Source organism: Sodalis sp. RH24, assembly GCF_047324145.1.
Lineage (GTDB): Bacteria > Pseudomonadota > Gammaproteobacteria > Enterobacterales > Enterobacteriaceae > Acerihabitans.
Genome location: NZ_CP178729.1, coordinates 2,119,626 through 2,145,428, shown reverse-complemented (window position 1 = coordinate 2,145,428; position 25,803 = coordinate 2,119,626). Strand labels below are relative to the sequence as shown.

The window sequence follows — 25,803 nt, the reverse complement described above, 5'->3', positions numbered from 1 at the left end:
AACTATTATCCTCTTTTTCGCCATCGGGTCAAGCCCCCTCAAGCCGTCGGCCTAAGCCAGGCATAAAAAAAGCCGCTTGCGCGGCTCGGGACTTGACTGAACCATCAGGCCGCGTCAACGGCCCGATGGTTAAACGGTGCTTAACGGTGCGGATTATCCAACTGAGGATTATTCACCGGGCGATCCTGTTCCCGCTGTTCGTCGCTTTTGTTACCGAAGCGGCGGCGAACCACGACAAAAAACACCGGTACGAAAAATATTGCCAGCAAGGTGGCGGTGATCATACCGCCGATTACCCCGGTGCCGACGGCGTTCTGCGAGCCCGACCCCGCGCCGGTGCTGATGGCCAGCGGCAATACGCCGAGGATAAAGGCCAGCGATGTCATCAGGATGGGACGCAAACGCATGCGCACCGCCTCTAATGTCGCCTCAACCAATCCCTTGCCTTCCTTGTCCATCAAGTCCTTGGCGAACTCGACGATAAGAATGGCGTTTTTCGCCGACAGCCCGATGGTGGTCAGCAGCCCCACCACAAAATAGACGTCGTTATTCATACCGCGGAAAGTGGCGGCCAGCAGCGCCCCGACCACGCCCAACGGCACCACCAGCATCACCGCGAAGGGGATGGACCAGCTTTCATACAACGCCGCCAGGCACAGGAACACCACGATCAGCGAGATGGCGTACAGCGCCGGGGCCTGGTTGCCGGATAGCCGTTCCTGATAGGACATCCCCGTCCAATCGTAGCCTACGCCGGCGGGCAGCTTAGCCACCAGTTCCTCCATCAGCGCCATGGCTTCACCGGTACTCTTGCCCGGCGCCGCCTCACCCTGGATTTCCATCGAGGGCAAGCCGTTATAACGCTCCAGGCGCGGCGAGCCATACTGCCAGTGCGAGGTGGACACCGCCGATAACGGCACCATCTGTCCATTGGTGCCGCGCACAAACCAGTTGCCTATGTCCTGCGGCAGCATACGGTACTGCGCGTCGCCCTGGACATAGACCTTTTTGGTTCGGCCGCGATCGGTAAAGTCATTGATATAGTTACCGCCCAGGGCCGCGCCCAGAGTGGTGTTGATATCATCCAGCGAGACGCCCAACGCCGAAGCCTTCTCCTGATCCACATCCAGCTTGAACTGCGGCGTATCCTCCAGGCCATTTGGCCGCACGCCCACTAAGGTATCGGGATGCTGCGCAATCATACCGAACAGCTGGTTACGCGCCTCGGTAAGCTTGGCATGCCCCAGGTTGTTCTCATCGATTAACTCGAAGTCGAAGCCGGTAGCATTACCCAGCTCAACGATAGCCGGCAGGTTAAACGCCAGGGCGATACCGTCCTTTATCTGAGAGAATTCCCCATTGGCCCGGGCAATGATCGCCGGGACCTTATTTTCCGCCCCTTTGCGCTCATCCCAGCTTTTCAGGCTGACGAACGCGATGCCGGAGTTCTGGCCGCGCCCGGCAAAACCGAAGCCGTTAACGGTAAAGACCGAGTTGACGTTATCCTTTTCTTTCGTCAGGTAATACTGGGTCATCTGGTCCAGTACTTTCTGGGTGCGCTCCTGGGTGGCCCCGGCCGGCAACTGCGCCATATTCAGGAAAACCCCCTGATCCTCCGACGGCAGGAAGGAGGAGGGCAGGCGAATAAACAGCAGCGCCATGCCGACCACAATCAGCAGATAGATGATCAGGTAGCGTCCGGTGCTGTTAAGGATATGGCCGATACTGTCGGTATAATGATTGGTGCTTTGATCGAACTTTTTATTAAACCAGCCGAAGAAGCCTTTGGTGGTGCCGTGATCGCCTTTTTTGACCGGTTTTAATATGGTGGCGCACAGCGCCGGGGTCAGGATCATGGCCACCAGCACCGACAGTACCATCGCCGAGACGATGGTAATGGAGAACTGGCGGTAGATGGCGCCGGTCGACCCGCCGAAGAAGGCCATCGGCACAAATACCGCCGACAAGACCAGCGCGATGCCCACCAGGGCGCCCTGGATCTGGCCCATGGATTTGCGCGTCGCCTCCTTGGGACTAAGGCCTTCCTCGCCCATGACGCGTTCGACGTTTTCCACCACCACGATGGCGTCATCCACCAGGAGCCCTATCGCCAGCACCATGGCGAACATGGTCAGGGTATTAATGGTATAGCCGAACGCGCTCAGTATGGCGAAGGTGCCCAGCAAGACGACCGGCACCGCAATGGTCGGGATAAGCGTGGCGCGGAAGTTCTGCAGGAACAGATACATGACCAGGAACACCAGGATGATCGCTTCCACCAGGGTCTTCACCACTTCCTGGATGGAGATTTTCACAAACGGGGTGGTGTCGTACGGATAAACGACTTTTAATCCCGTCGGGAAATCCGCCTGCAGCCGGGCCAGCTCCGCTTTAACCGCGTCGGCGGTATCAAGGGCGTTGGCGCCGGTGGCCAGTTTAACCCCGAGCCCGGCGGCCGGTTGGCCGTTGAAGCGCGCGATAACGTCGTAGTTTTCCCCGGCCAGTTCAACCTTGGCCACGTCCTTCAGGCGTACCTGCGAGCCGTCGGCGTTGACCTTGAGCAGGATTTTGCCGAACTCCTCGGCGTTGGTCAGGCGGCTTTGCACAATGATCGAGGCGTTCAACTGCTGGCCTTTAATCGCCGGCGCTCCGCCTAGCTGTCCGGCGGCAATCTGGTTGTTCTGAACCGTCAATGCGCTGACCACATCCACCGGGGTAAGCTGGAAGTTGTTCAGTTTATTGGGGTCCATCCAAACACGCATGGCATATTGGGCGCCGAATAGCTGCACTTCGCCCACGCCCTGCGTACGGCTTATCGGATCCTTGATTTTGGAGCCGACATAATCGCCGATATCCTGCTGGGTGGCATTTTTATCGTCGCTGATAAACCCGGCCACCATCAGGAAGCTGGCGCTGGACTTCTGTACCTGCACCCCCTGGCTCTGCACGGCCTGGGGCAGCAGCGGCATGGCCAACTGCAGTTTGTTCTGCACCTGCACCTGGGCGATATCCGGATTGGCGCTGGAATCGAATGTCAGCGATATGGTGGCGGTACCGGATGAATCGCTGCTGGACGACATATACAGCAGATGATCGATACCGTTCATATTCTGTTCGATAATCTGGGTTACGCTGTCCTGCAGGGTCGTCGCGTCGGCACCCGGATAGGTAGCGGTGACCCGGATGGTCGGCGGCGCGATGGCCGGATACTGCTCGATGGGCAGCTGCAAGATAGACAGCAGGCCCGCGAGCATAATAATGATGGCAATCACCCATGCAAAAATGGGGCGATCGATAAAAAACTTAGCCATATCGTTTACCCGTTCCTATTAAGACTTTTTGGCGGCGTCAGGCTGCGGTTGTGCCGGTTCATCAGTCGCTTCCTTGGCCGTGACCTGCACACCCGGCTTGACTTTCTGCAGGCCGCTGACAATCACGCGGTCGCCTTCCTGTAAGCCGGCGGTGACCAGCCATTTATCGCCGATCGCCTGTTGGGCGGTGATTTGGCGTACGGCAACCTTATTGTCAGGACCCACCACCATTGCGGTCGCTTCGCCTCGGGGATTGCGGGTTATGCCCTGCTGCGGCACCAGTAACGCATTGTCGTTGGTCCCTTCTTCCAGACGGGCGCGGACAAACATACCGGGCAGCAGGCTATGCTGCGGGTTGGGGAAAATGGCGCGCAGGGTGATGGAGCCGGTGGTTTCATCCACGCTGACATCGGAGAATTCCAGGGTGCCGGGCTGCGGGTATTCGCTGCCGTCTTCCATCAGCAGCCGCACGGCCGCTTTTCCGTCCTTCTGTTTGAGGGCGCCGCTGTCGAGTTCCTGTTTTAAGCGCAGGAAATCGTTGCTGGACTGGGTTACGTCCACATAGAGCGGATCCAACTGCTGAACGGTGGCCATGGCGGTGGTCTGGCCATTGGTGACCAGGGCGCCTTCGGTATAGGCGGATTTACCGATGCGGCCGCTGATAGGCGAGGTGACCTTGGTGTAAGCCAGGTTGATGCGCGCGCTTTCCAGCGACGCTTTGGCGGCAAGCACCGCGGCGTCGTTCTGCTGCATGGTGGCGACCGCCGTATCGTAGTCCTGACGGCTGACAAAGTTGGTGGCGATCAGTTTTTTGTAACGATTGACGGTGACACGGGCGATATTGGCATTGGCCTGCGCCTGGGCTAAGTCGCCGTTGGCGCTGTCATACGCCGCTTTATAGGTTGCCGGATCAATTTGATAGAGGGAGACGCCAGCCTGCACGTCGCTGCCTTCGACAAAATTGCGTTTTAAGATAATGCCATTAACCTGGGGCCGGACTTCGGCAACACGGAAAGCGGCGGTACGACCAGGCAGATCAGTTGTGACATTCAATGATTGTTTTTTTACCGTCACCACACTAACTTCCGGGGCCTGTTGCTGATTTCCTGCCTGTTTAGCGTCTTTATTGTCACATCCAATGAGAATAAAGCTGCCTGAAAGCATCAGAACGGCTGCCAGAGGCAAAATCCCTCTGTTTTTGTTCATAGATAAACCTCAAGAGTCCGATTTGAAAAAATTGATCAATTGATCACAAGCCTACAAACCCATTGCTGCGTAACAATTAGCCTTATGCTATGGTACATACATTCGCGAATGTATGTAAATCTAAAGACAACCAAAAAAAGCGCTATGGCACGAAAAACCAAACAGCAGGCCCAGGAAACGCGCCAGCATATTCTGGATGCCGCAGTCCAGGAATTCTCAATGCGCGGGGTTTCCGCAACGTCGCTCACCGATATCGCAACGGTGGCAGGGGTAACCCGTGGTGCTATTTATTGGCATTTCAAGAATAAAGTCGAGTTATTTAATGAGATCTGGCATGCCGCTGAAGCTAGGATATTGGCATTAGAGCTAGAGTATCAGGCAAAATTTCCCGACGATCCACTACATGTCTTAACCGAGACATTGATTTACATTCTGCAGTCCACCGTATCCAATACCGAATGGCGCGCCTTAATGGAAATTGTTTTTCATAAATGTGAATTTGTCGGAGAAATGGAACTGTTCCAGGAAGTCCGCAAAGGATTATACGCCGAATGTTATGAACGCATTGAAGAGACGCTCAACCGGTGCATAGAATGCGGTCAACTGCCGGCCGGTCTGCACTGCCGCCGCGCCGCCATCCTGCTGCGCGCCTATATGACCGGGTTGATGGAAAACTGGCTGTTCGTGCCCGGCACCTTTGATCTGGCCGGCGGCTCCCGCATCCTGATCGCCGCCTTTATGGATATGCTGCGGCTAAGCCCTAACCTGCGTCACGACCCGGCGGCGCTGCCGCAGTAGCCGCCCGGCTGGGGCAGGGTTATTCTTCCCCGCGGCGCGCCTTGATGACATAATCGTTTTTCACAATTTCCAGGGCCGCCAACACCAGCTCCGGCTCCATATCGTTACTCTCCAGCAGCATAATCAAATCGACCGCCAGTTTAATCTCGGGGGATTCATCTTCCAGCGCCACAGGTCTCTCCTGAATGCGTTGTCGAGTAGACGAAAACTACCAGTATAGATGAAAACATGAAGCAATTTATAATGAGCGAATAAACAAAATGTGACAGCACGTGCTATCAACCCTTTTCCAGTCCATTCTCCCTGCGCTCGATCAGACGCTCAATGCGCGCCAACGCCTGCCGGCAGCGGGCCAGCCGGCCTTCAAGGGCGGCGATTTCCTGTTGCAACTGCTGGGTACGGGCATAATCGCCCGTGCTTTGCCGCAGGCTGTCCCGGTCGCGGATCATGGACAGCAGCCGGCGCTCATAGTCCTGATGTTCATTCAGCCGGGCGTAATAATCCACCGGCGCGGCCTTGGCAGGCTGGCCGCGCCGCAAGTCCTGTGTGGCCAGTTCCCGCGCCAGGGCGGTCATTTGATCGATAAGCCGCTGCGCCAGCCAGGCCACCCGCTCGGTGTAACCCTGCTCGACGGTCAGCGTCAGGCGCTGCAATGTCTGGCGGCTTTCGGCCAGATAGTCGTCAAGGCGGGTTCCCCGGCTCTGGAAAAGCTGGTGGTCAAAGCGGGACTGGGACACCGTCTCCTGTCCGGCCGCCTCGATCCGCCCGGCCAGCGTGTTGAACTGGTCGCTTAACGTGACGAGGAGCTTGGATGAATGCACGCCCTTCTCCTGAGTAAAAACCGCGAAAAAAAAGATATTAACCTGTCGCCGCCATGATACCGCGTTCGCGCCTGTCCTGAACAGCGCGCCGGCGGGCAAAGAAAGATGAAAATATTCCGGGGCCGCGGTATGTTAACAGGGATGCAAAACCGGTACGGAATAGGCCGGAAATCACGCCGTGCGTCCATGGTTGACTTTACGCAACAAAAGGCTAAATGAGTCGCCCTCGGTGGTTGCATTTTTCCGCCAGTTTGCATAGATTTGAGCGCTTTCGTGCGCGGTCGGTCCTGCCAGCCCATGTTAAAACGCGATGTACCGTGGTTGTTCAGGATAACGCGTCCGCGCGGATTATGATTTCTTTCGTTTCAGGCGCATACATTATGACCGCGATGGCCGAACAGCTAGCATTGATCAAAAACAGTATCAAAACGATTCCCGATTACCCCAAACCGGGTATTTTTTTCCGGGATATCACCAGCCTGCTGGAAAATCCCCAGGCCTATGCCGCCAGTATCGAACTGCTGGTGAATCACTATCGCGGCCACGGCTTGACCAAGGTGGTGGGCACCGAAGCGCGCGGTTTCCTGTTCGGCGCGCCGGTGGCGCTGGCGCTGGGGCTGGGATTCGTGCCGGTGCGCAAGCCTGGCAAGCTGCCGCGCGCGGTGCTGAGCGAAAGCTACGAGCTGGAATACGGCGTCGATAAGCTGGAAATCCATCAGGACGCCATCGCGCCAGGGGATCGGGTACTGGTGGTCGACGACCTGCTTGCCACCGGCGGTACTATCGAGGCTACGATAAAATTAATCCGCCGGCTGGGCGGTGAGGTCAAGGACGCGGCGTTTATTATCAACCTGGCCGATCTCGGCGGCGAAGCGCGCCTGCAGCGCCTGGCCGTCAATAGTTACAGCCTGGTGGGTTTCGCCGGGCACTGATCATATCAGCCTCGCGCTCCGGTGCGAGGCTGTGTTAGCATGACCTCCCTGTCCACCGACATATTTCGCGACCCATGAGCTATCAGGTTCTTGCCCGTAAATGGCGTCCGCAGACGTTTTCAGATGTAGTAGGTCAGGAACATGTTCTGACGGCGCTGACCAATGGCCTTTCACTGGGCAGGGTCCATCACGCCTACTTGTTTTCTGGTACCCGCGGCGTCGGCAAGACCACTATCGCCCGCCTGCTGGCCAAGGGGCTTAATTGCGAAACCGGCATCACCGCCAGCCCTTGCGGTCAATGCGCCAACTGTCGTGAAATCGAGCAGGGCAGGTTTGTCGATCTGATTGAAATCGACGCCGCCTCGCGCACCAAGGTGGAGGACACCCGGGATCTGCTGGACAATGTGCAATATGCGCCGGCGCGCGGCCGCTTCAAGGTCTATTTGATCGATGAAGTGCACATGCTCTCCCGGCATAGCTTCAACGCGTTGCTGAAAACGCTGGAAGAACCGCCGTCCCATGTGAAATTCCTGCTGGCGACCACCGACCCGCAAAAGCTGCCGGTAACCATCCTGTCCCGCTGCCTGCAGTTTCATCTCAAGGCGCTGGATATCGGCCAGATTCGCGCGCAGTTAGAGCATATCCTGCGTGAAGAGAATATCGACAGCGAGCCGCGCGCCCTCCAGCTACTGGCCCGCGCCGCCGACGGCAGCCTGCGCGACGCCCTGAGCCTGACCGATCAGGCAATCGCCATGGGTATGGGGCAGGTCACCACCCAGACCGTGGGCGACATGCTGGGTACCCTTAACACTGAACAACCCCTGGCGCTGATAGAGGCTCTGGCGGCGGCGGACGGCAACGCCATGATGGCGCAGCTGGCCCAGTGCGCCTCCCGCGGCGTGGACTGGGAAACCCTGCTGGTGGATATGCTCCAGCTGCTGCACCATATCGCCATGGGTCAACTGGTTGCGGATGCCCTGGATGACGAGGATGACGCCGCCATCGCGCCCCGGCTGCGTGAGCTGGCGCGGATCGTTCCCCCGGCGGATTTGCAGCTTTATTACCAAACGCTGCTGGTGGGACGCAAAGAGCTGCCGTTTGCCCCCGATCGCCGCATGGGGGTCGAAATGACCCTGCTGCGCGCGCTGGCGTTCCACCCGCGCATCATTGATCTCACCCCGCAGGCGGGGGAGAACACGGAAAAAAAAACGGCTGAATCCGTCGCTCTAGCTCCGGAACGTACAAATAACCGGCAGCCGGCGCCCGATAACGCGGTTCCCGCGCCTGGTCGTGGCCGGCAAATGACGCCGCATAACGACGCGCCGCCGTCGGATCAGGTCAGGCCGACCCCTGAGGTACACACCGCGCCGCCGTCGGATCACGCCAGGCCGACCCCTCAGGTCAACGCCGCGCCGCCGTCGGATCAGGCCAGACCGACCCCTCAGGTAAACGCCGCGCCACCGTCGGATCAGGCCAGGCCGCCGCGCCTGGAACATGGCGCGCCGTCGCCGGGCCATGCCGGGCAGGCGGTTTCCATCCCCACGCCCCAAATGCGGGACGATGCCGGCGCCGATATGCCGGATGACTGGGTCAGCGCCGCCGAGCAGTACGCGAATATGGCCGGCGACCCGGCATCCGACGATGCCGGTGATGATAGGTACGCTTATCAGGCGGATGACGCGGCCGGGCATGTTCCCGCGCCGGCCTCCGCGGATCGGCCTGCGGCGCCGGCGTCGCTGCCGGACAGTACCGCGCAATTGCTATTGGCGCGCACCGCGTTATTACAACGCCACGGCAACCAAAACGTAAAAAAGAACGATACATCGCCGGCCAGGCCACGGCCCGCGAACAGCGCCCTGGAGCGCCTGGCCACGGTCAGCGAACAGGCCCAGCAGCGGCAGGCCGCCGGCGGCAAGGAGCCAGGGACCGCCAAAGCCGTCAAACCGGAGGCCTATCGCTGGAAGGCCAGTATTCAGACCACGCAGGACAGCGATCCGGTGGCGACGCCCAAGGCCCTGCGCACGGCGCTGGAGCATGAAAAAACGCCTGAGCTGGCGGCCCGCCTGGCCGAGGAATCCATCGTGCGCGATCCTTGGGCGGCGCTGGTGGACAGGCTAAAGATCCCCAAGCTGGTACAGCAACTGGCGTTAAACGCCTTCCGGGAAGATCTGGCGCCGGGCAAGGTCTGCCTGCACCTGCGTTCCGCGCAGCAGCACCTTAATTCCCCCATTTCCCAGGGAACGCTGGCCGAGGCCCTAAGCACAGAACTCGGCGCTCCGGTTGAATTAACCGTGGTGACAGATGATAATCCGGCGATACGTACCCCGCTGGAATGGCGACAGGCCATATATGAAGAAAAATTGATGCAGGCGCGCCAGGCGATTATCGCGGATAATAATATCCAGACGCTTCAGCGTTTTTTTGATGCCGAATTGGATGAAGATAGCATCCGTCCTGTTTAACTGCCGCACGGCGCGTAGAGAGATGCCGCCTGCGGTTCGACGCTACGAGAGAGGGAAATGTATGTTTGGTAAAGGCGGAATGGGCAATCTGATGAAGCAGGCCCAGCAGATGCAGGAAAAAATGCAGCAGATGCAGGAAGAGATCGCCCAACTGGAAGTTACCGGCGAATCTGGGGCAGGCCTGGTCAAGGTTACCATCAACGGCGCGCATAACTGCCGTCGTGTTGAAGTCGATCCCAGCCTGCTGGACGACGACAAGGATATGCTCGAGGATCTGATCGCGGCGGCTTTTAACGACGCGGCGCGCCGTATTGCCGAAACCCAGAAGGAAAAGATGGCTACCGTCTCCAGCGGCATGCAGCTTCCTCCTGGTTTTAAAATGCCGTTCTGATGCAAACCAGTCCATTGCTAGAGGCGTTAACCGAAGCCTTGCGCTGCTTGCCCGGCGTCGGGCCGAAATCGGCCCAGCGCATGGTCTTCCAGCTTCTGCAGCGGGATCGCAGCGGCGGTATGCGTCTGGCGCAGGCGCTCACCCGCGCCATGTCTGAGATCGGCCACTGCGCCGATTGCCGGACGTTTACCGAGCAGGACATCTGCACCATCTGCGCCAATCCCAGGCGCAGGCAAACCCGGCAGATCTGCGTAGTGGAAAGCCCGGCGGATATTCATGCCATCGAGCAGACCGGGCAATTCGCCGGCCGCTACTTTGTGCTGATGGGGCATCTGTCCCCGCTGGACGGCATCGGTCCGGACGATATCGGCCTGGATCGCCTGCAGGAGCGCCTGGAAAGCGAGGATATCGCCGAGGTGATCCTGGCCACTAATCCCACGGTGGAAGGCGACGCCACCGCCAATTACATTGCCGAGATGTGCGCCCATTTTGAGGTCCTGGCTACCCGTATCGCCCACGGCGTGCCGGTGGGCGGTGAGCTGGAAATGGTCGACGGTACCACGCTGTCCCATTCGCTGGCGGGACGCCACCCGATTAAATTTTAAATCGGCGGCGCGTCCGCGCCGTCTTTTCCGCCCCTTTTTTTACCTTTTGTGCTTGAATTCCTGCGCCGCAATCCCCATCTGTTCATCATTGCAGTATCTACACCCGCCTGATTGATAGCTATTTGGATTGAGGTAAGTATAAATATGAAAGGACAAGAAACCCGCGGATTCCAATCTGAAGTTAAACAATTGCTTCAGCTGATGATCCACTCACTTTATTCCAATAAAGAAATTTTTATACGCGAACTGATCTCCAACGCTTCGGATGCGGCGGATAAACTGCGTTTTCGCGCTTTATCCCAGCCGGAGCTCTATGAGGGGGACGGCGAGCTACGGGTACGCCTGTCAAGCAACAAAGAAGCACGCACCCTGACTCTGAGCGACAACGGCATCGGCATGACGCGCGAAGAGGTTATCGACAATCTGGGTACGATCGCCAAATCCGGCACCAAGGCTTTCCTTGAGTCCATGGGTTCGGATCAGGTCAAGGACAGCCAGCTGATCGGCCAGTTCGGCGTCGGGTTCTATTCCGCTTTTATCGTGGCCGATAAAGTCACGGTGCGCACCCGCGCCGCCGGCGCTTCCGCCGATGAAGGGGTTTTCTGGGAATCAGCCGGTGAAGGCGATTACACCATTGCCGATATCACCAAACCCGAACGCGGCACCGAAATCACCCTGCATCTGCGCGAAGGCGAAGACGAATTCCTCGATGACTGGCGTTTACGCAGCATCATCAGCAAATATTCGGATCATATCGCCCTGCCTGTCGAGATCGAAACCCGCGCCCAGGCGGAGGCCGTGGACGATGAAGCCGCCGATGCCGATGCCGCTAAAGAAGAAAAAGAAGCCACCGTCACCTGGGAAAAGATTAATAAAGCCCAGGCGCTGTGGACGCGCAGCAAGGGCGAAATCAGCGACGAGGAATACAAAGAATTCTACAAACACCTCTCCCACGACTTCAGCGATCCCCTGATCTGGAGCCATAATCGCGTCGAAGGCAAGCAGGAATATACCAGCCTGCTGTATATACCGGGCCAGGCGCCGTGGGATATGTGGAACCGCGATCATAAACATGGCCTGAAGCTCTATGTCCAGCGCGTCTTTATCATGGACGACGCCGAGCAGTTTATGCCTAACTACCTGCGCTTCGTCAAAGGCCTGATCGACTCCAACGATCTGCCGCTGAACGTCTCCCGTGAAATCCTCCAGGATAACCGCGTTACCCAGAACCTGAAAAGCGCGCTGACCAAGCGCGTGCTGCAGATGCTGGATAAGCTGTCCAAGGACGATGCCGAAAGCTACCAGAAATTCTGGCAGCAGTTCGGCCTGGTGCTGAAAGAAGGCCCGGGCGAGGATACCGCCAACGCCGAAAGCATCGCCAAGCTGCTGCGCTTTGCGTCCACCCATACCGACAGCTCGGCGCAAACCGTATCGCTGCAGGATTATCTGGGACGTATGGTGGAAGGCCAGGAAAAGATCTATTACATCACCGCCGACAGTTACGCGGCCGCCAAGAGCAGCCCGCATCTGGAACTGCTGCGCAAAAAGGGCATCGAAGTCCTGCTGCTTTCCGACCGCATTGACGAGTGGATGATGAGCTACCTGACCGAGTTTGAAGGTAAACCATTCCAGTCGGTAAGCAAAACCGACGCCACGCTCGACAAGCTGGCCGACGAAGAGACCGCCGAGGAACAAAAAGACGCGGAAAAAGCGCTTGAGCCGTTTGTCACGCGCGTCAAGACTTTCCTGGGCGATCGCGTCAAGGACGTGCGTCTCACGCACCGCCTGACCGATACCCCGGCCATCGTCACCACCGCGGCCGACGATATGACCACTCAAATGGCGAAGCTGTTTGCCGCCGCTGGCCAGGCCGCGCCCGAGATCAAATACATATTTGAACTCAATCCGGATCATGCGCTGGTCAAACGCGCCGCCGACATTAACGAAGAGAGCCACTTCAACGAATGGATTGAGCTGCTGTTCGATCAGGCGCTGCTGGCGGAACGCGGCACCCTGGACGATCCTAACCAGTTTATCCGCCGCATGAACCAACTGCTGAGCGCATAACGCCGCGCGGGTATATTTACCAGCACACTAAGGGCCAGGTTAACCTGGCCCTTATACTATGGAAAAACATGCGCCAAAACGAACTCAACGCAGATCTGTTCAAGGGAGTGCGTGCCGATGGGGTCGAATCGGGCGTGATTTTCCCGCCCGAGCGAGGCCCCATGGCACGATATGCCCGCCAACACCGGGCTTAAAGCAGACGTGTTCAAGGGAGAGCGTGCCAATGGGGTCGCATCGGGCGTGGTTTTCCCGCCCGCCCGAGCTCCCCATGGCGCGGTAGGCCCGCCAACACCGGGCTTAAAGCAGACGTGTTGAAGGGAGAGCGTGCCGATGGGATCGAATCGGGCGTGGTGTTCCCGCCCGACCGAGGCCCCATGGCGCGGTATGCCCGCCAACACCGGGCTTAAAGCAGACGTGTTTAAGGGAGACCGTGCCGATGGGGTCGAATCGGGCGTGGTGTTCCCGCCCGACCGAGCGCCCCATGGCATGGTAGGCCCGCCAACACCGGGCTCAAAGCAGACGTGTTCAAGGGAGACCGTACCAATGGGGTCGAATCGGGCGTGGTGTTCCCGCCCGACCGAGGCCCCATGGCGCGGTATGCCCGCCAACACCGGGCTCAAAGCAGACGTGTTCAAGGGAGACCGTGCCAATGGGGTCGAATCGGGCGTGGTGTTCCCGCCCGACCGAGCGCCCCATGGCGCGGTATGCCCGCCAACACCGGGCTCAAAGCAGACGTGTTCAAGGGAGAGCGTGCCGATGGGGTCGAATCGGGCGTGGTGTTCCCGCCCGACCGAGGCCCCATGGCGCGGTATGCCCGCCAACACCGAACTCAACGCAGACGGGTTCAAGGGAGAACGTGCCGATGGGGTGGATTCTGAAAGCGCCGTTAAACCGTCTCTCCCTGCGCCCTTTCCTTGAGGAAACATACCCAGTAGTGGTAAGGTTTAGCGTTTTCTTATTTTTTTACATTTGTTAGCAAGGGGATTTACGCAATGCGTATCATTCTGCTGGGCGCTCCGGGCGCTGGTAAGGGCACTCAAGCACAATTCATTATGGAAAAGTACGGCATACCGCAGATTTCCACCGGCGACATGCTGCGCGCCGCGGTAAAAGCGCAATCCGAACTGGGTAAAAAAGCCAAAGCTATCATGGACGCCGGCAAACTAGTCACCGACGAACTGGTGATTGCGCTGGTCAAAGAACGCATCAAGCAGGACGACTGTCGCAACGGCTTCCTGCTCGACGGTTTTCCGCGCACCATTCCGCAGGCGGACGCCATGAAGGACGCCGGCATCAACGTCGACTATGTCCTGGAATTCGCCGTGCCGGATGAACTGATTATCGATCGCATCGTCGGCCGCCGTGTCCATGCGCCGTCGGGGCGCGTCTATCACGTCAAATTTAATCCGCCAAAACACGAAGGCAAGGATGACGTCACCGGCGAGCCGCTCACCACCCGCAAAGACGATCAGGAAGAAACCGTGCGCAAACGCCTGGTGGAATACCATCAGCAAACCGCGCCGCTGATTGGCTATTACCTGAAAGAAGCTGAAGCCGGCCACACCCAGTACCGTAAAATCGACGGCACCCAACCGGTCGCCGCCGTCAGCAAAGAACTGGCCGCGATCCTGGGCTGATTACCGCGCATTATACGCCAGGCGGTATCTACGCCTGGCGCCTCTTGTCCGCCGCGCCTCCGCCAATGCCCCTCTCCCCACGATCATCGCCCTGCCGCCTATCGTAATGATTTGCATCCCCGGCGCCGATAACAATTTCCGGCCGCCACTTTTGCGCTACAATAACTTGGCGATAACCGCCGGTTAATCCCTTTTAAATACAGGGAATTGGCTTATTGACCATATAAGGAAGGGCAGGGAATGAAACAGGAAAAATATGGCGTGCTGATGGTAAACCTGGGCACGCCGGAGGCGCCGACACCCCAGGCCGTAAGGCGTTACCTGGCCGAATTTCTCAGCGACCGGCGCGTGGTGGATACCCCGCGTATCCTGTGGTGGCCGTTGCTGCGCGGCGTCATACTGCCGCTGCGCTCACCCCGGGTAGCCAAATTGTATAAAAGCATCTGGATGGAACAAGGATCGCCGCTGATGGTATTTTGCCGGCGCCAGCAGGCGGCACTGGCCGCCGTATTGCCGGACGCGCAGGTGGAGCTGGCGATGAGTTATGGCAGTCCATCGCTGCCGGCGGCGCTCGAACGCCTGCTGGGGGCCGGTATCACCAAACTGGTGATCCTGCCGCTCTACCCGCAGTACTCCAGTTCCACCAGTGCGTCCATCTGGGATGCAGTGGCGCGCATCCTTGGCCGCTACCGGTCCCTGCCGTCCATCAGCTTTATCCGCGACTACGCCGAGCATCCGGCCTATATCGCCGCGCTGGCGCAAAGCGTCCGCCGGTCTTTCGCCGAACACGGCGAACCGGATCGCCTGGTGATCTCGTTTCACGGCATCCCGCAACGCTACGCCCGCGAAGGGGACGACTACCCGCTGCGCTGCGAGGACACCCGCCGCGCGCTGGTGGCCGCGCTCGATTTTCCGCCGGAAAAGGTGATGATGACCTTCCAATCGCGCTTTGGCCGCGATCCCTGGCTGACGCCGGCGACCGATTTGACACTCAAAGACCTGCCGGCGCAGGGCATCCGGCATATCCAAGTGATATGCCCGGGATTCTCCTCCGACTGCCTTGAGACGCTGGAAGAAATCAAGGAACAGAATCGTGAAATTTTCACCCACGCCGGCGGCGACGCCTTCCACTATATCCCGGCGCTGAATGACGACCCCGCCCACATCGACATGATGCGCCAACTGGTCAGCGAGCAGTTGCGCTAAGGATCAGTAGGGGATTTTGGCGGCGTCCAACTGGAGCAGGGCAATCATGCTGGATGCGATTTCCCGCTCGCCCATCACCACCCGGGTGGCGCCGCGTTCGGTAATATACGCCACCTCGTCGTCATAATGCGCGCGCACGATAATGCGCAGATCAGGGCGTTTTTCCCGCGCCAGGGCGACGATTTCCCCGGCCTCGAACCCATTTGGGATGGTCAGCAACAGCCAGCTGGCGCAGTCCAGGCGCGCGAGGGACAGTATTTCCGGCTTGGCGGCATTGCCCAGCACGACATTGATTCCCTGGCCGCGCAGCGTATCCACACGCGCCCGGTTATGTTCAATCACCACCATCGGCATGCCCGCCTCGGCCAGTTTCGCCCCGATCAGGCTGCCGACCCGGCCGTAACCGACCAGCAGCGCGTGATGACACACTTCCATCGGCTGCTGGATCTCCTCCCCGGCCTGCCTTTCGGCGGTTTTTTCGTCCTCGCTATCATGCCGTGCCAGATAGCGCTCAAGCAGGGCAAACATCAGCGGGTTGATCATAATCGACAAAATCGCCCCGGCCAGCACCAGGTTCTGCCCCTGCGGCGATAACATGCCAAGTGAAATGCCGAGTCCCGCCAGAATAAAAGCGAACTCGCCTATTTGCGCCAGGCTGACTGAAATGGTCATGGCGGTACGACTGGAGTGACCAAAGATTTTTACCAGCGCAAACGCCGCCGCCGATTTCCCGACCAGGATAATGGCCAGGGTGGCCAGCACCGCCAGCGGCTCGTGGATAACGATCAGCGGGTCGAACAGCATACCCACCGAGACAAAAAACAACACGGCAAACGCGTCCCGCAGCGGCAATGTGTCATGGGCGGCGCGATGGCTTAGCTCCGATTCATTCAACACCACGCCGGCGAAAAACGCGCCCAGCGCAAACGAGACGCCGAACAATTCCACCGCGCCGAAGGCGATGCCCAGCGCCATGGCCAGCACCGACAGCGTGAACAGCTCACGGGAGCCGGTACTGGCGCTTTTCGCCAGTACCCACGGCACAATCCGCCGCCCCACCACGATCATCAAAGTAATAAAGGCCGCCACTTTGCCAAGCGTCAGCGCGAGATCCAGCCACACCTGCCGCATCGTTTCGCTTTCGCCGCCGAGCAGCTTGCCATAGGCCGGCAGCAAGACCAGCGTCAGCACCATGACCAGATCTTCGACAATCAGCCAGCCGATGGCGATTTGGCCACGCCGGCTATCGATAAGCTGCCGCTCCTCCAGCGCGCGCAGCAGCACCACGGTGCTGGCGGTGGACAGGCATAGCCCGAACACCAGCCCATTGGCCAGGGTCCAGTCCATGACCAGGGAAAAGGTCATGCCCAGGAGCGTTGCCACCGCAATTTGGGCGATGGCGCCGGGAATGGCGATGGATTTCACCGCCATCAGGTCTTTCAGCGAAAAATGCAGCCCCACGCCGAACATCAGCAAAATCACGCCCAGCTCGGCCAGTTCGGGGGCCAGCGACGTATCGGCGACGAAACCGGGGGTATGCGGACCGACCAGCACGCCGGCCGCCAGGTAGCCTACCAGGGGTGAAATGCGAAAGCGGTTAGCCAGGATGCCCAGCAGGAAAGCCAGGACCAGTCCTCCCACGATGGTATTAATGAGCGGTGTGGCATGATGCATCCCAACTCCTTCATTAAGGGGGGTTAGAAACAAAGTTTTACATATTGAGTTTATGGTATTCGATGGGGCTTTGTGTAGGAATTTATAGCAAAGAGGCGAAAAAAAGCTTTTGCGACGAAAAAAGGGTCAAGACGAAAGTTTCATCACTTTTTTACGCTATTACCGTGCGGGGCAAGGCCTGTGGTTTCCCAGCGAAACAGTTTCGTGGGAAACAAAAAACACTTTTAGCTATTATCAGGCAGAAAAGCGGTCAGAATGCCTAATAAAGGCAAATACGAGCAGATTTGGTAGACATATTCAATGCTGGTGCTATCGGCGATATGGCCAAGCACCGCAGCGCCAAGCCCGCCCATGCCGAAGGCGAAGCCGAAAAACAGCCCCGATACCATGCCGATCCTGCCCGGCAGCAGTTCCTGGGCATACACCAGTATGGCGGAAAAGGCCGAGGCGATGATGACGCCGATAAACAGGGTCAGCACGCCGGTTACCGCCAGGGAGGCATAAGGCAGCATCAGGGTAAACGGCGTGACGCCGAGGATCGAACCCCAAATCACGTATTTCCGGCCGATGCGATCGCCCACCGGCCCGCCGATAACGGTGCCGACCGCCACCGCAAACAGAAACGCGAACAGATGCATCTGCGCCGCCTGTACCGACAGGCCGAACTTATGGATCAGGTAGAAAGTGTAATAACTGCTGATGCTGGTGAGATAAAAATATTTGGAGAAGATCAGCACCAGCAGCACGGCAATGGCGCAGGCTACCCGCCGGGACGGCAGCGGCGATGCGCTGGCCGCCTGGGCGCGTTGCGGCGCGGGCGTCCTGATGGCGCCGCGGTACCATTTGCCCACCTGCAGCAAGATGATGGTGCCCAACAGCGACGCCAGCGCAAACCAGGCCAGATGCCCCTTACCATAAGGCGCTATAAATACCGCCGCCAGCAGCGGACCGAGCGAGGCGCCGAAATTGCCGCCGACCTGGAACAGCGACTGGGCCAGGCCATGGCGCCCACCGGACGCCATGCGCGCCACCCGGGACGATTCCGGATGAAAAACCGACGAGCCGGTGCCGACCAGGGCCGAGGCGACCAGCACCATTGGAAAGCTGGTCGCCGCCGCCATCATCAGGATGCCGCATAAGCTAAAACCCATGCCGATGGGCAGCGAGTAGGGCTGCGGATATTTATCGGTAAAGCCGCCGATAAGCGGCTGCAGCAGCGAGGCGGTAATCTGGTAGGTGAGGGTAATCATACCGACCTGGGTAAAACTGAGCGCAAACGACGCCTGCAGCAGCGGGTAAATCGCCAGGATCAGCGATTGCACCATATCGTTGAGCAGATGGGCGACGCTGATGGCAGCCAGGACCGGGAACAGCGTGCGCCGTCCCCCCGTATGCGCAGACAGCGAATCGGTGGCGCGTAACGTCATGCGAGTGGCGCACCCTTATCCTGGCCGTCGCGTTTAGCGATATCGGCAAATGTCGCCGACAGCAGCTGGCGCAAATCAGCCGGGCTGAGTTCAATATCCAGGCCGCGTTTGCCGCCTGAGACGAATATCGTGGCAAATGCCTGCGCCGGCGCGTCAATGACCGTCGGCAGGCGTTTCTTCTGTCCCAGCGGGCTGATGCCGCCGACCAGATAGCCGGTGGTCTTTTGCGCCAGCAGGGGGTCGGCCATTTCGGCTTTTTTCGCGCCCAGCGCCTTGGCGACTTTTTTCAAATCCAGCTGCAGTGCCACCGGCGTCACCGCCACCGCCAACTGCCTGGCCTCGCCGTTCAGGGCCACCAACAGGGTTTTATAAACCTGGGCCGCGTCAAGTCCCAGCTTGCTGACCGCTTCCGCGCCAAAATGGGTTTCATCGCTATCATGCTGGTAAGGATGGAGCGTGAATGCAATATGGTTTTTTTCCAATATATTAACCGCAGGCGTCATAACATCGTCCCGAATACCAATAAGATACTTAATGAATAAATAATAATTCAGGTTAACGTAGTCGCGGCAAGGGGTAAATGCCCCGCCGGACAAAAACTCAACGCCGCAGCAGCGAGGGCAGGCTTTGGGCGCCGTACAAATGCAGGGCGCCCACCGCCACCACATAGCCGCCGGCGGGAAGGTCCTGCAACTGCTGTTTCCAGCGCAGGTTGCGTTCGGTCATCAGATAATGATACAGATCCGCGCTGAAGGTGGCGGGAAAGGCTTTATCCAGGTTGACCGGCCTGCTGTCGAGCCACCAGCCGATCATGGTCTGCAACAGGCGCGCATTGGTATGCCAATGGCGCAGGGTATCCTCCAGCAGGGCATTCCCCTGATCCGGAAGCTGCAGCAGCAGGTCCAGCTGTTCCTGCGGCCCTTCCAGTTCAATGACCGGCTTGCCCATGTCCCTGGCCGCCTGGATCAGCTGATAATCGATGCCGTAGTCCGCGCGCAGCCCCAGCCGCTCGGCCTGGCGCGCTTGCAGCATCAGGGCGATCTGCCAGGCGGGCAACGCCGACAGCGTCTCCCCGTCCAGCTGATATTCGGCGCACAGGTCGCTGAAAATGCGATAGTGGTCTGCGGACAGACGATCCCTGAGCGGGGTAGCCACCGGCGGCACCGACGTCAACGGCGAGCCGGCGGTGATATCCGCTTCCACCACCAGCGCCGTGGCCTGGCGCAGTAGGGATAGCAGGCGCGCGGGCAGCGGCGCCATATCACGGGTGCCCATATGGATGCTGCCCACCATATGCAGCCGGCGGTGATCGGACAGGCTGACGTCCATGCCGGGCCAGGCGTACTGCTCCGCGGGCAAAAAACCCAGCAGGGTCGCCATGCGCCGTAATAAGCTCCTCATTGCATACCACTCCCGTTGCGTGACAAGTCCTTAACGTTAACATCATCGCCCGTGTAAGGCGTTACGCTTTGGGCTTAAAGCGTATCAGGCGGTTGGCGTTGCTGACCACGGTAATGGACGATAAGGCCATGGCCGCGCCGGCCACCACCGGGCTGAGCAACGTGCCGGTAAAGGGATAGAGGACGCCGGCGGCGATGGGAATACCCAGGGCATTATAGATAAATGCGCCAAGCAGGTTTTGCTTCATATTGCGCAGCGTGGCGTTGGCTATCGCCAGCGCATCGGCTACCCCGTGCAGGCTATGGCGCATCAGGGTAATGGCAGCGGTTTCAATCGCCACGTCGCTGCCGCCGCCCATGGCGATGCCGACTTCCGCCTGCGCCAGCGCCGGGGCGTCATTGATGCCGTCGCCAATCATGGCCACCCGGTGTCCGTGGCGTTGCAGCGTTTTAATCGCCTCCGCCTTGCCGTCCGGCAGGACGCCGGCGATCACCCGGTCGATGCCGGCTTCCCTGGCCACCGCGCCGGCGGTAGCCGGGTTATCGCCGGTCAGCATCACCAGGGAATAACCCAGGCCATGCAGCCGGCGCAGCGCGGCCACGCTGTCGTCGCGCAGCGGATCGCGGATGGCGAACAGCGCCGCCGCCTTGCCGTCCAGCGCCAGCAATACCGGCGTGGCGCCCTGCTCAGACCAAAAGGCGACCCGCGCGGCAAGGCCGGCGATATCGACCTGCTGTTGTTGCAGCAGCGCGCTGTTGCCAAGCAACGCCCGCTTCCCCGCGACGTCGCCACTGACGCCCAGGCCGCGCAGGGTGCGGAAATCACCAACCCCGGCCAGCGCCCGCGTGCCGGCATAGGCCACCAGGGCGTGCGCCAGGGGATGGCTGGAGCCTTGCTCCAGCGCGGCGGCGATCGCCACAACATCCTCCAGGACAAAACCGGCCGCCGGTTCGGCCGCCACCACCCGCGGCCGCCCCTCCGTCAGCGTGCCGGTTTTATCGAATACCAGGGTATCAAGGGTGGTGGCATGCTGCAGCGCGTCGGCGTCGCGCACCAGCACGCCGAACTCCGCCGCGCGACCGATCCCCGCGATAATAGACATGGGCGTGGCCAGCCCCAGGGCGCAGGGACAGGCGATAATCAGCACCGTGGTGGCGATCACCAGGGTGTAGACCATCTGCGGCTGCGGGCCCACCAGATACCAAATGGCCGCGCTGATCACGGCTATCGCCACCACGGCGGGAACAAAGATGGCCGAAATGCGATCCGCCAATTGGCCGATGGCCGGTTTGCTGCTCTGCGCCTGGCGTACTAAACGGATAATCCGCGCCAGCGTCGTCTGGCTGCCGATGGCGTCGGCCCGGAACAGCACGCTGCCGTCCTGCGCCACGGTACCGGCATGGATCTTTTCGCCGGCGGATTTATGCCGTGCCGCCGGTTCGCCGGTCAGCATGGACTCATCCAGCCAGATCTCGCCCTGGGTAATCTCGCCGTCCACCGGCACCCGGTCGCCGGTGGTCAGGCGCAGGATCATGCCAAGGCGCACCTCGGCCAGCGGCAGGGCGCGTTCGCCGTCGGCCTCGACCACCCGGGCCATGGGCGGCGTCAGATCCAGCAGGCGTTCCAGCGCCTGGGACGAGCGCTGGCGCGCGCGCTGCTCCAGGGCGTGGCCCAGGTTAATCAGCCCGATGATCATCGCGCTGGCCTCGAAATAGAGGTGCCGCGCCATCATCGGAAACACGTCCGGCCACAGCGCGACGCTGATGGAGTAAAGCCAGGCGGCGCCGGTGCCCAACGCCACCAGGGTATCCATGGTGGCGCTGCCGGTTCGCAGGCTCTTCCAGGCGCTGCGGTAAAAATGGCCGCCGGCGATCGCCATCACCACAAGCGTAGCAACGCCGATGACCAGCCACAGCGGACGGCTTTCCGGCGTCAGCGTCATACTGCCGCCGAACAGTCCCCACGCCATCAGCGGCACGCCCAGCGCCAGGGCCAGCGCCGATTGCCAGCGGAAACGACGCGTCGCCTGGAGCGCCGTCTGCTGCTGGCGCTCCCGCCGCAGGGCGTCATCCTGGATAATTTCCGCGCCGTAGCCGGCGCGCGCCACGGCGGCAATCAACGCGTCGCCGTCGGGCGCTCCCAGCACCAGGGCGCTACGCTCCGCCAGGTTGACCCGCGCCTGCCCAACGCCAGGCACCTGCTGTAAGGCCCGTTCAACGCGCAGGACGCAGCTGGCGCAGCTCATGCCGCTGATAAGCAGATGCAGGCTGTCATCGGTATCGGTACTTGCCGGAGCCGTTGCCGGAGGTAATGTCGCCGCTGCCAGAATATCCGGCGCTGAAGTGTTGCCTGTCAGCGGCTCAGTTTTTGGGTGGGCGATATTCCCCGCAAGGATAGCCTGATAGCCAGCCTGCTCCACCGCCCGGATAAGCGCCGCCGGATCGGCCGCGCCATAAACGCCGGCGTGATCCAACGTGACCTCGGCGGCGTTGACGCCCGGCACGGCGGCCAGCGCTTTACGGGTAGTAGCTACACAATGGCCGCAGCTCAGGCCGGAAAGCTGGAGTTCGGTATCGGGCCGGCCCGCGGGCGCGGCCTCGTAGCCGGCTTGTTTGACGCTGGCGATAAGCTCCGCCGCCGTCGCGGCGCCGGTGACCGTGGCATAATCCAGCGCCACCTGGGCGCTTTCCACGTCATCGCGTGATTCCAGGGCTTCCCGGACCCGTTTGATACAATGTTCGCAGGAGAGTCCCTGCAGGGCGAGCACAATGGTCTGTGACATTGAAAACTCCTTGGTGGAAAAGGCGGCGGGTCGTTACCGGCGGTAATAAGGGTGCCGAACTGATTGACTGCGCCGTGGAAAAGTCGTTGTAATAGAGCTTAAACCTTGCCGCAAGGGGAAGGTCAAGGGGGAACCATGAATATCAGCGATGTGGCGAAAAAAACCGGTTTAACCCGTAAAGCGATCCGTTTTTATGAGGATAAGGCGCTGGTAACGCCGCCGGTGCGCCGGGATAACGGTTATCGCAGCTATAACGCGCGCCATGTGGAGGAGCTAACGCTGCTGCGCCAGGCGCGGCTGGTGGGATTTAACCTGGATGAGTGCCGCGAGCTGGTGGCGTTGTTTAACGACCCGCTGCGCCACAGCGCCGATGTCAAGGAACGCACCCTGCGTAAGGTCAAAGACATCGAGCACCACATTGAGGAACTGGAGGCCATGCGCCGTCATTTATTGATCCTGGCGGAAAGTTGTCCCGGCGACGATAGCGCCGAATGCCCGATTATCAATAACCTGTCGGGTTGCTGCGCCGCCGGCGCCCGCCGGGAATAACGACCCTGCTACCTGCCGCGGGCCACGGCGGGCGGCCTCATGCGTGTTCATGATAAGGACGCACCCGCAGGGTAATGCCTTCCACCGCGATCACCTCGACCGTGGCGCCCATGGCCAGATCCGTATCGCAGCGCGCGCGCCAGGTGCTGTCGCCAATGCGTACCCGGCCCACCCCGTTCACCAGGGGTTCCGCAAGGGTGGTCTTGACGCCGACCAGCTGTTCTCCGCGCCGGTTCAGCAGCGATGCCGGATACGCTTTGGTGCGCGAGCGCAGCCAGTACCACCATCCCAGCGCCGCGCAGATAGTCAGCAATGCGAAGGCCACGCCCTGCAACTCCCAGCCTAGCGGCACGGCCCATACCACCAGCCCCACCAGTACGGCGGCGACGCCGCTCCACAATAAATATCCGCTGGCGCCCAACATTTCCGCGGCCAGCAGCAGACCGCCGAGCGAAATCCAAAACCAGTGCGGATGGACGACCAGCGCGGCAAGCATGGTTATTTACCCCGGCCGGTTTTGCTCTCGCCAAGCAGTTCGGCGATGCCGCCGATGGCGCCCATCAGATTGCTGGCCTCAAGCGGCATCATGATAACCTTGCTGTTGTTGGCGGAGCCGATATGCTTTAGGGCATCGGTGTATTTCTGCGCCACAAAGTAGTTAATGGCCTGGATATTGCCCGCGGCGATGGCCTCGGACACCATTTTAGTGGCCCTGGCTTCCGCCTCGGCGGCGCGTTCGCGGGCTTCCGCCTGCAAAAATGCCGCCTGTCGTTCGCCTTCGGCGTTGAGGATCTGGGACTGTTTTTCACCCTCGGCGCGTAAAATGGCCGCCTGGCGCACGCCTTCCGCTTCCAGGATATTGGCGCGTTTGGTTCGCTCGGCCCTCATCTGGGCGTTCATCGCGGCGATCATCTCGACGGGCGGGCGCACATCGCGGATTTCGATACGGGTGACCTTAATCCCCCAGGGACTGGTGGCTTCATCGACAATATGCAGCAGACGGGTATTGATGCCGTCGCGCTGCGACAGCATTTCGTCCAGTTCCATGGAACCGAGCACCGTACGGATGTTGGTCATGGTCAGGTTAAGGATGGCCTGCTCGAGGTTGCTGACTTCATAGGCCGCGCGCGCCGGATCGACCACCTGGATAAAACACACGGCGTCGATGGTCACGTTGGCGTTATCCTTGGAGATGATTTCCTGCGAGGGGATATCCAGCACCTGTTCCATCATATTAATCTTGCGGCCCACCCGGTCCATAAACGGCACCACCAGGTTCAGCCCGGGTTTTAAGGTAAGGGTATAGCGGCCGAAACGCTCAACCGTCCATTGGTATCCCTGAGGGACAATTTTTATCCCCGCCCAGACGATGATCAGGGCCAGGACAATAATAATTGGGATTACCGTCAGCATGGGTGAAATCTCCATGGTGAAATCTCCATTTCATGAGAGAAAATAATAACGCCATCTAGCGCGGCCGGTGCGACATCTTCTTCACACGTATTTAGCATGACACACTCTTTTCAACACTAATGTAATAGTACGCTTTTGCCGGGGCAAAGACGCGCCAAGCGGGGGGAATCAGTGACGCAGGCACGCATTTCATGCGCGCCCGGCGGCATAAGCAGAGTGTAGCCGGGCGCCATTGGCCCGGGGAACCCTTAGTAGAGCAGGGAATAAAGCTGGCGGCGGTATTTGGCGGCTAAGGCATCGCCGGTGCCGAGCGCGGCCAGGATATCCATCAGGGTCTTGCGCGCATCGCCGTTGGCGGCGGCAAGATCTTTACGCAAATGGCCGATGAGCAACTCCAGCGCTTCTTCATTGCGGCCGACCTGGTGTAATTGCAGCGCCAGTTGCACCGCCAGCCCCGCGTCCGCCGGGGCGTTTTGCACCTGCTGTTGCAGCAACTGTATTTCCGGCGTATCCGCCGCCTGCTTCATCAGTTCGATTTGCGCCATCAGGCCCTGGTAGCGCGTGTCCTTATCCTGCAGCGGAAAAACCGCCAACACGGCTTCGGCATCCTCGGTGCGCTTGAGCTGAATATAGGTTTCCGCCAACAGCAGGCCCGCCTCGCTGGATTTGTCACTCAGCTGCCAGGCTTCCTTGAGCAGGGGCAGCGCTTCGGCATACTGTCCTTGCTGCATCAGGTCGCTGGCCTCGGTCATTTTCAGCTGAGCCGGATCGGGCAGGGCGCGCAGCAGCAGTTCGCGAATCGCCTCTTCGGGCTGCGGTCCCTGAAAACCATCCAGCGGCTGCCCGTCTTTGAACAGATAGAGCGTCGGGATGGCGCGCAAGCCGAACTGGGCGGCGAGCGCCTGCTGGGCGTCGCAATCCACTTTGGCCAGGACGAACTGCCCGGCGAATTCCTGCGCCAGTTTATCGATAACCGGGGTCATCTGCTGGCAATGCGGGCTGCGTTCCGACCAGAAATAGAACAGCACCGGCTGCGACATGGACAGTTCGAGCGTCTGCTGTAGGTTTGCTTCGTTAATATCAATAATGGTGGCTTGAGCTAACATGAAATTCTCTCTCCC

The 25,803-nt window shown here is 59.9% G+C and carries 20 protein-coding genes and 1 pseudogene; 9 read left to right on the top strand and 12 right to left on the bottom strand.

Annotation, left to right across the window (positions count from 1 at the left end):
* Positions 1-140: 140 nt before the first annotated feature.
* Entirely contained in the window at positions 141-3,311 is a 3,171-nt protein-coding gene (locus tag ACL2XG_RS09890) for an efflux RND transporter permease subunit (RefSeq protein WP_410016169.1), read from the bottom strand.
* An 18-nt stretch (positions 3,312-3,329) separates the two neighbouring features.
* Positions 3,330-4,517: an efflux RND transporter periplasmic adaptor subunit gene (locus ACL2XG_RS09885; RefSeq protein ID WP_410016168.1), complete on the bottom strand. Its 1,188-nt coding sequence runs from the start codon at positions 4,515-4,517 to the stop codon at positions 3,330-3,332.
* Between the two features lie 144 nt (positions 4,518-4,661).
* Between ACL2XG_RS09885 and acrR the strand changes: the two genes are divergently transcribed.
* A complete protein-coding gene (gene acrR / locus ACL2XG_RS09880; protein ID WP_410016167.1) occupies positions 4,662-5,315 on the top strand; it encodes a multidrug efflux transporter transcriptional repressor AcrR in 654 nt (217 codons plus the stop codon).
* A gap of 19 nt (positions 5,316-5,334) precedes the next feature.
* Here acrR and ACL2XG_RS09875 read toward each other — a convergent pair whose 3' ends face one another.
* Together ACL2XG_RS09875 and priC are read right to left on the bottom strand one after the other, a co-directional pair.
* A complete protein-coding gene (locus ACL2XG_RS09875; RefSeq protein ID WP_410016166.1) occupies positions 5,335-5,487 on the bottom strand; it encodes a DUF2496 domain-containing protein in 153 nt (50 codons plus the stop codon).
* 106 nt (positions 5,488-5,593) lie between these two features.
* Complete coding sequence (gene priC / locus ACL2XG_RS09870; RefSeq protein ID WP_410016165.1) at positions 5,594-6,136, bottom strand: primosomal replication protein PriC; 543 nt, start codon at positions 6,134-6,136, stop codon at positions 5,594-5,596.
* 380 nt (positions 6,137-6,516) lie between these two features.
* Between priC and apt the strand changes: the two genes are divergently transcribed.
* From apt to hemH, 7 genes are all read left to right on the top strand, one after another.
* Positions 6,517-7,068, top strand: a complete 552-nt coding sequence (gene apt / locus ACL2XG_RS09865) for an adenine phosphoribosyltransferase (protein ID WP_410016164.1) — start codon at positions 6,517-6,519, stop codon at positions 7,066-7,068.
* Between the two features lie 74 nt (positions 7,069-7,142).
* On the top strand, positions 7,143-9,530 hold the full coding sequence (dnaX, locus tag ACL2XG_RS09860) for a DNA polymerase III subunit gamma/tau (RefSeq protein ID WP_413722266.1): 2,388 nt from the start codon (positions 7,143-7,145) through the stop codon (positions 9,528-9,530).
* A gap of 61 nt (positions 9,531-9,591) precedes the next feature.
* The gene (locus tag ACL2XG_RS09855; protein WP_410016162.1) at positions 9,592-9,921 is read left to right on the top strand and encodes a YbaB/EbfC family nucleoid-associated protein; all 330 of its coding nucleotides are present in this window, start codon (positions 9,592-9,594) and stop codon (positions 9,919-9,921) included.
* Entirely contained in the window at positions 9,921-10,526 is a 606-nt protein-coding gene (recR, locus tag ACL2XG_RS09850) for a recombination mediator RecR (RefSeq protein ID WP_410016161.1), read from the top strand. Before ACL2XG_RS09855 ends, recR begins: the two co-directional genes overlap by 1 nt.
* A gap of 144 nt (positions 10,527-10,670) precedes the next feature.
* Positions 10,671-12,593, top strand: coding sequence for a molecular chaperone HtpG (htpG, locus tag ACL2XG_RS09845; protein ID WP_410016160.1), 1,923 nt, complete (start codon positions 10,671-10,673; stop codon positions 12,591-12,593).
* A gap of 992 nt (positions 12,594-13,585) precedes the next feature.
* Entirely contained in the window at positions 13,586-14,230 is a 645-nt protein-coding gene (adk, locus tag ACL2XG_RS09840; protein WP_413722267.1) for an adenylate kinase, read from the top strand.
* Between the two features lie 240 nt (positions 14,231-14,470).
* Positions 14,471-15,436: a ferrochelatase gene (gene hemH, locus ACL2XG_RS09835; protein ID WP_410016158.1), complete on the top strand. Its 966-nt coding sequence runs from the start codon at positions 14,471-14,473 to the stop codon at positions 15,434-15,436.
* A gap of 3 nt (positions 15,437-15,439) precedes the next feature.
* Here hemH and ybaL read toward each other — a convergent pair whose 3' ends face one another.
* The 5 genes and pseudogenes from ybaL to copA form a co-directional block, all read right to left on the bottom strand.
* Positions 15,440-17,110 (bottom strand): YbaL family putative K(+) efflux transporter, encoded by a 1,671-nt coding sequence (gene ybaL / locus ACL2XG_RS09830; protein WP_413722268.1) that lies wholly within the window; start codon positions 17,108-17,110, stop codon positions 15,440-15,442.
* A 224-nt stretch (positions 17,111-17,334) separates the two neighbouring features.
* A pseudogene (locus ACL2XG_RS09825) lies at positions 17,335-18,480 on the bottom strand (MFS transporter); the annotation flags it as partial.
* 53 nt (positions 18,481-18,533) lie between these two features.
* Positions 18,534-19,040 carry a Cys-tRNA(Pro)/Cys-tRNA(Cys) deacylase YbaK gene (ybaK, locus tag ACL2XG_RS09820; RefSeq protein ID WP_410016156.1) on the bottom strand — a complete coding sequence of 169 codons (507 nt, stop codon included), beginning with the start codon at positions 19,038-19,040 and terminating at the stop codon, positions 18,534-18,536.
* Positions 19,041-19,137: 97 nt separating this feature from the next.
* Positions 19,138-19,938, bottom strand: coding sequence for a TraB/GumN family protein (locus ACL2XG_RS09815; RefSeq protein WP_413722269.1), 801 nt, complete (start codon positions 19,936-19,938; stop codon positions 19,138-19,140).
* A gap of 61 nt (positions 19,939-19,999) precedes the next feature.
* On the bottom strand, positions 20,000-22,720 hold the full coding sequence (gene copA, locus ACL2XG_RS09810; RefSeq protein WP_413722270.1) for a copper-exporting P-type ATPase CopA: 2,721 nt from the start codon (positions 22,718-22,720) through the stop codon (positions 20,000-20,002).
* A 135-nt stretch (positions 22,721-22,855) separates the two neighbouring features.
* Here copA and cueR point away from each other — a divergent pair, with 135 nt between their 5' ends.
* Positions 22,856-23,269: a Cu(I)-responsive transcriptional regulator gene (gene cueR / locus ACL2XG_RS09805; RefSeq protein ID WP_410016153.1), complete on the top strand. Its 414-nt coding sequence runs from the start codon at positions 22,856-22,858 to the stop codon at positions 23,267-23,269.
* Between the two features lie 37 nt (positions 23,270-23,306).
* On the opposite strand, the gene ACL2XG_RS09800 is transcribed toward cueR, so the two are convergent.
* The 3 genes from ACL2XG_RS09800 to ACL2XG_RS09790 form a co-directional block, all read right to left on the bottom strand.
* A complete protein-coding gene (locus ACL2XG_RS09800; protein WP_413722271.1) occupies positions 23,307-23,765 on the bottom strand; it encodes an NfeD family protein in 459 nt (152 codons plus the stop codon).
* A 2-nt stretch (positions 23,766-23,767) separates the two neighbouring features.
* Entirely contained in the window at positions 23,768-24,682 is a 915-nt protein-coding gene (locus ACL2XG_RS09795) for an SPFH domain-containing protein (RefSeq protein ID WP_410016606.1), read from the bottom strand.
* A gap of 248 nt (positions 24,683-24,930) precedes the next feature.
* Positions 24,931-25,788 (bottom strand): tetratricopeptide repeat protein, encoded by an 858-nt coding sequence (locus ACL2XG_RS09790; RefSeq protein WP_410016151.1) that lies wholly within the window; start codon positions 25,786-25,788, stop codon positions 24,931-24,933.
* Positions 25,789-25,803 lie beyond the last annotated feature (15 nt).

Excerpts from the sequence above, each read along its gene's own strand:
- ACL2XG_RS09890 (WP_410016169.1), bottom strand. The coding sequence starts at position 3,311 with ATGGCTAAGTTTTTTATCGATCGCCCCATTTTTGCATGGGTGATTGCC.
- ACL2XG_RS09885 (WP_410016168.1), bottom strand. The coding sequence starts at position 4,517 with ATGAACAAAAACAGAGGGATTTTGCCTCTGGCAGCCGTTCTGATGCTT.
- acrR (WP_410016167.1), top strand. The coding sequence starts at position 4,662 with ATGGCACGAAAAACCAAACAGCAGGCCCAGGAAACGCGCCAGCATATT.
- apt (WP_410016164.1), top strand. The coding sequence starts at position 6,517 with ATGACCGCGATGGCCGAACAGCTAGCATTGATCAAAAACAGTATCAAA.
- dnaX (WP_413722266.1), top strand. The coding sequence starts at position 7,143 with ATGAGCTATCAGGTTCTTGCCCGTAAATGGCGTCCGCAGACGTTTTCA.
- ACL2XG_RS09855 (WP_410016162.1), top strand. The coding sequence starts at position 9,592 with ATGTTTGGTAAAGGCGGAATGGGCAATCTGATGAAGCAGGCCCAGCAG.
- recR (WP_410016161.1), top strand. The coding sequence starts at position 9,921 with ATGCAAACCAGTCCATTGCTAGAGGCGTTAACCGAAGCCTTGCGCTGC.
- htpG (WP_410016160.1), top strand. The coding sequence starts at position 10,671 with ATGAAAGGACAAGAAACCCGCGGATTCCAATCTGAAGTTAAACAATTG.
- adk (WP_413722267.1), top strand. The coding sequence starts at position 13,586 with ATGCGTATCATTCTGCTGGGCGCTCCGGGCGCTGGTAAGGGCACTCAA.
- hemH (WP_410016158.1), top strand. The coding sequence starts at position 14,471 with ATGAAACAGGAAAAATATGGCGTGCTGATGGTAAACCTGGGCACGCCG.
- ybaL (WP_413722268.1), bottom strand. The coding sequence starts at position 17,110 with ATGCATCATGCCACACCGCTCATTAATACCATCGTGGGAGGACTGGTC.
- ybaK (WP_410016156.1), bottom strand. The coding sequence starts at position 19,040 with ATGACGCCTGCGGTTAATATATTGGAAAAAAACCATATTGCATTCACG.
- ACL2XG_RS09815 (WP_413722269.1), bottom strand. The coding sequence starts at position 19,938 with ATGAGGAGCTTATTACGGCGCATGGCGACCCTGCTGGGTTTTTTGCCC.
- copA (WP_413722270.1), bottom strand. The coding sequence starts at position 22,720 with ATGTCACAGACCATTGTGCTCGCCCTGCAGGGACTCTCCTGCGAACAT.
- cueR (WP_410016153.1), top strand. The coding sequence starts at position 22,856 with ATGAATATCAGCGATGTGGCGAAAAAAACCGGTTTAACCCGTAAAGCG.
- ACL2XG_RS09800 (WP_413722271.1), bottom strand. The coding sequence starts at position 23,765 with ATGCTTGCCGCGCTGGTCGTCCATCCGCACTGGTTTTGGATTTCGCTC.
- ACL2XG_RS09795 (WP_410016606.1), bottom strand. The coding sequence starts at position 24,682 with ATGCTGACGGTAATCCCAATTATTATTGTCCTGGCCCTGATCATCGTC.
- ACL2XG_RS09790 (WP_410016151.1), bottom strand. The coding sequence starts at position 25,788 with ATGTTAGCTCAAGCCACCATTATTGATATTAACGAAGCAAACCTACAG.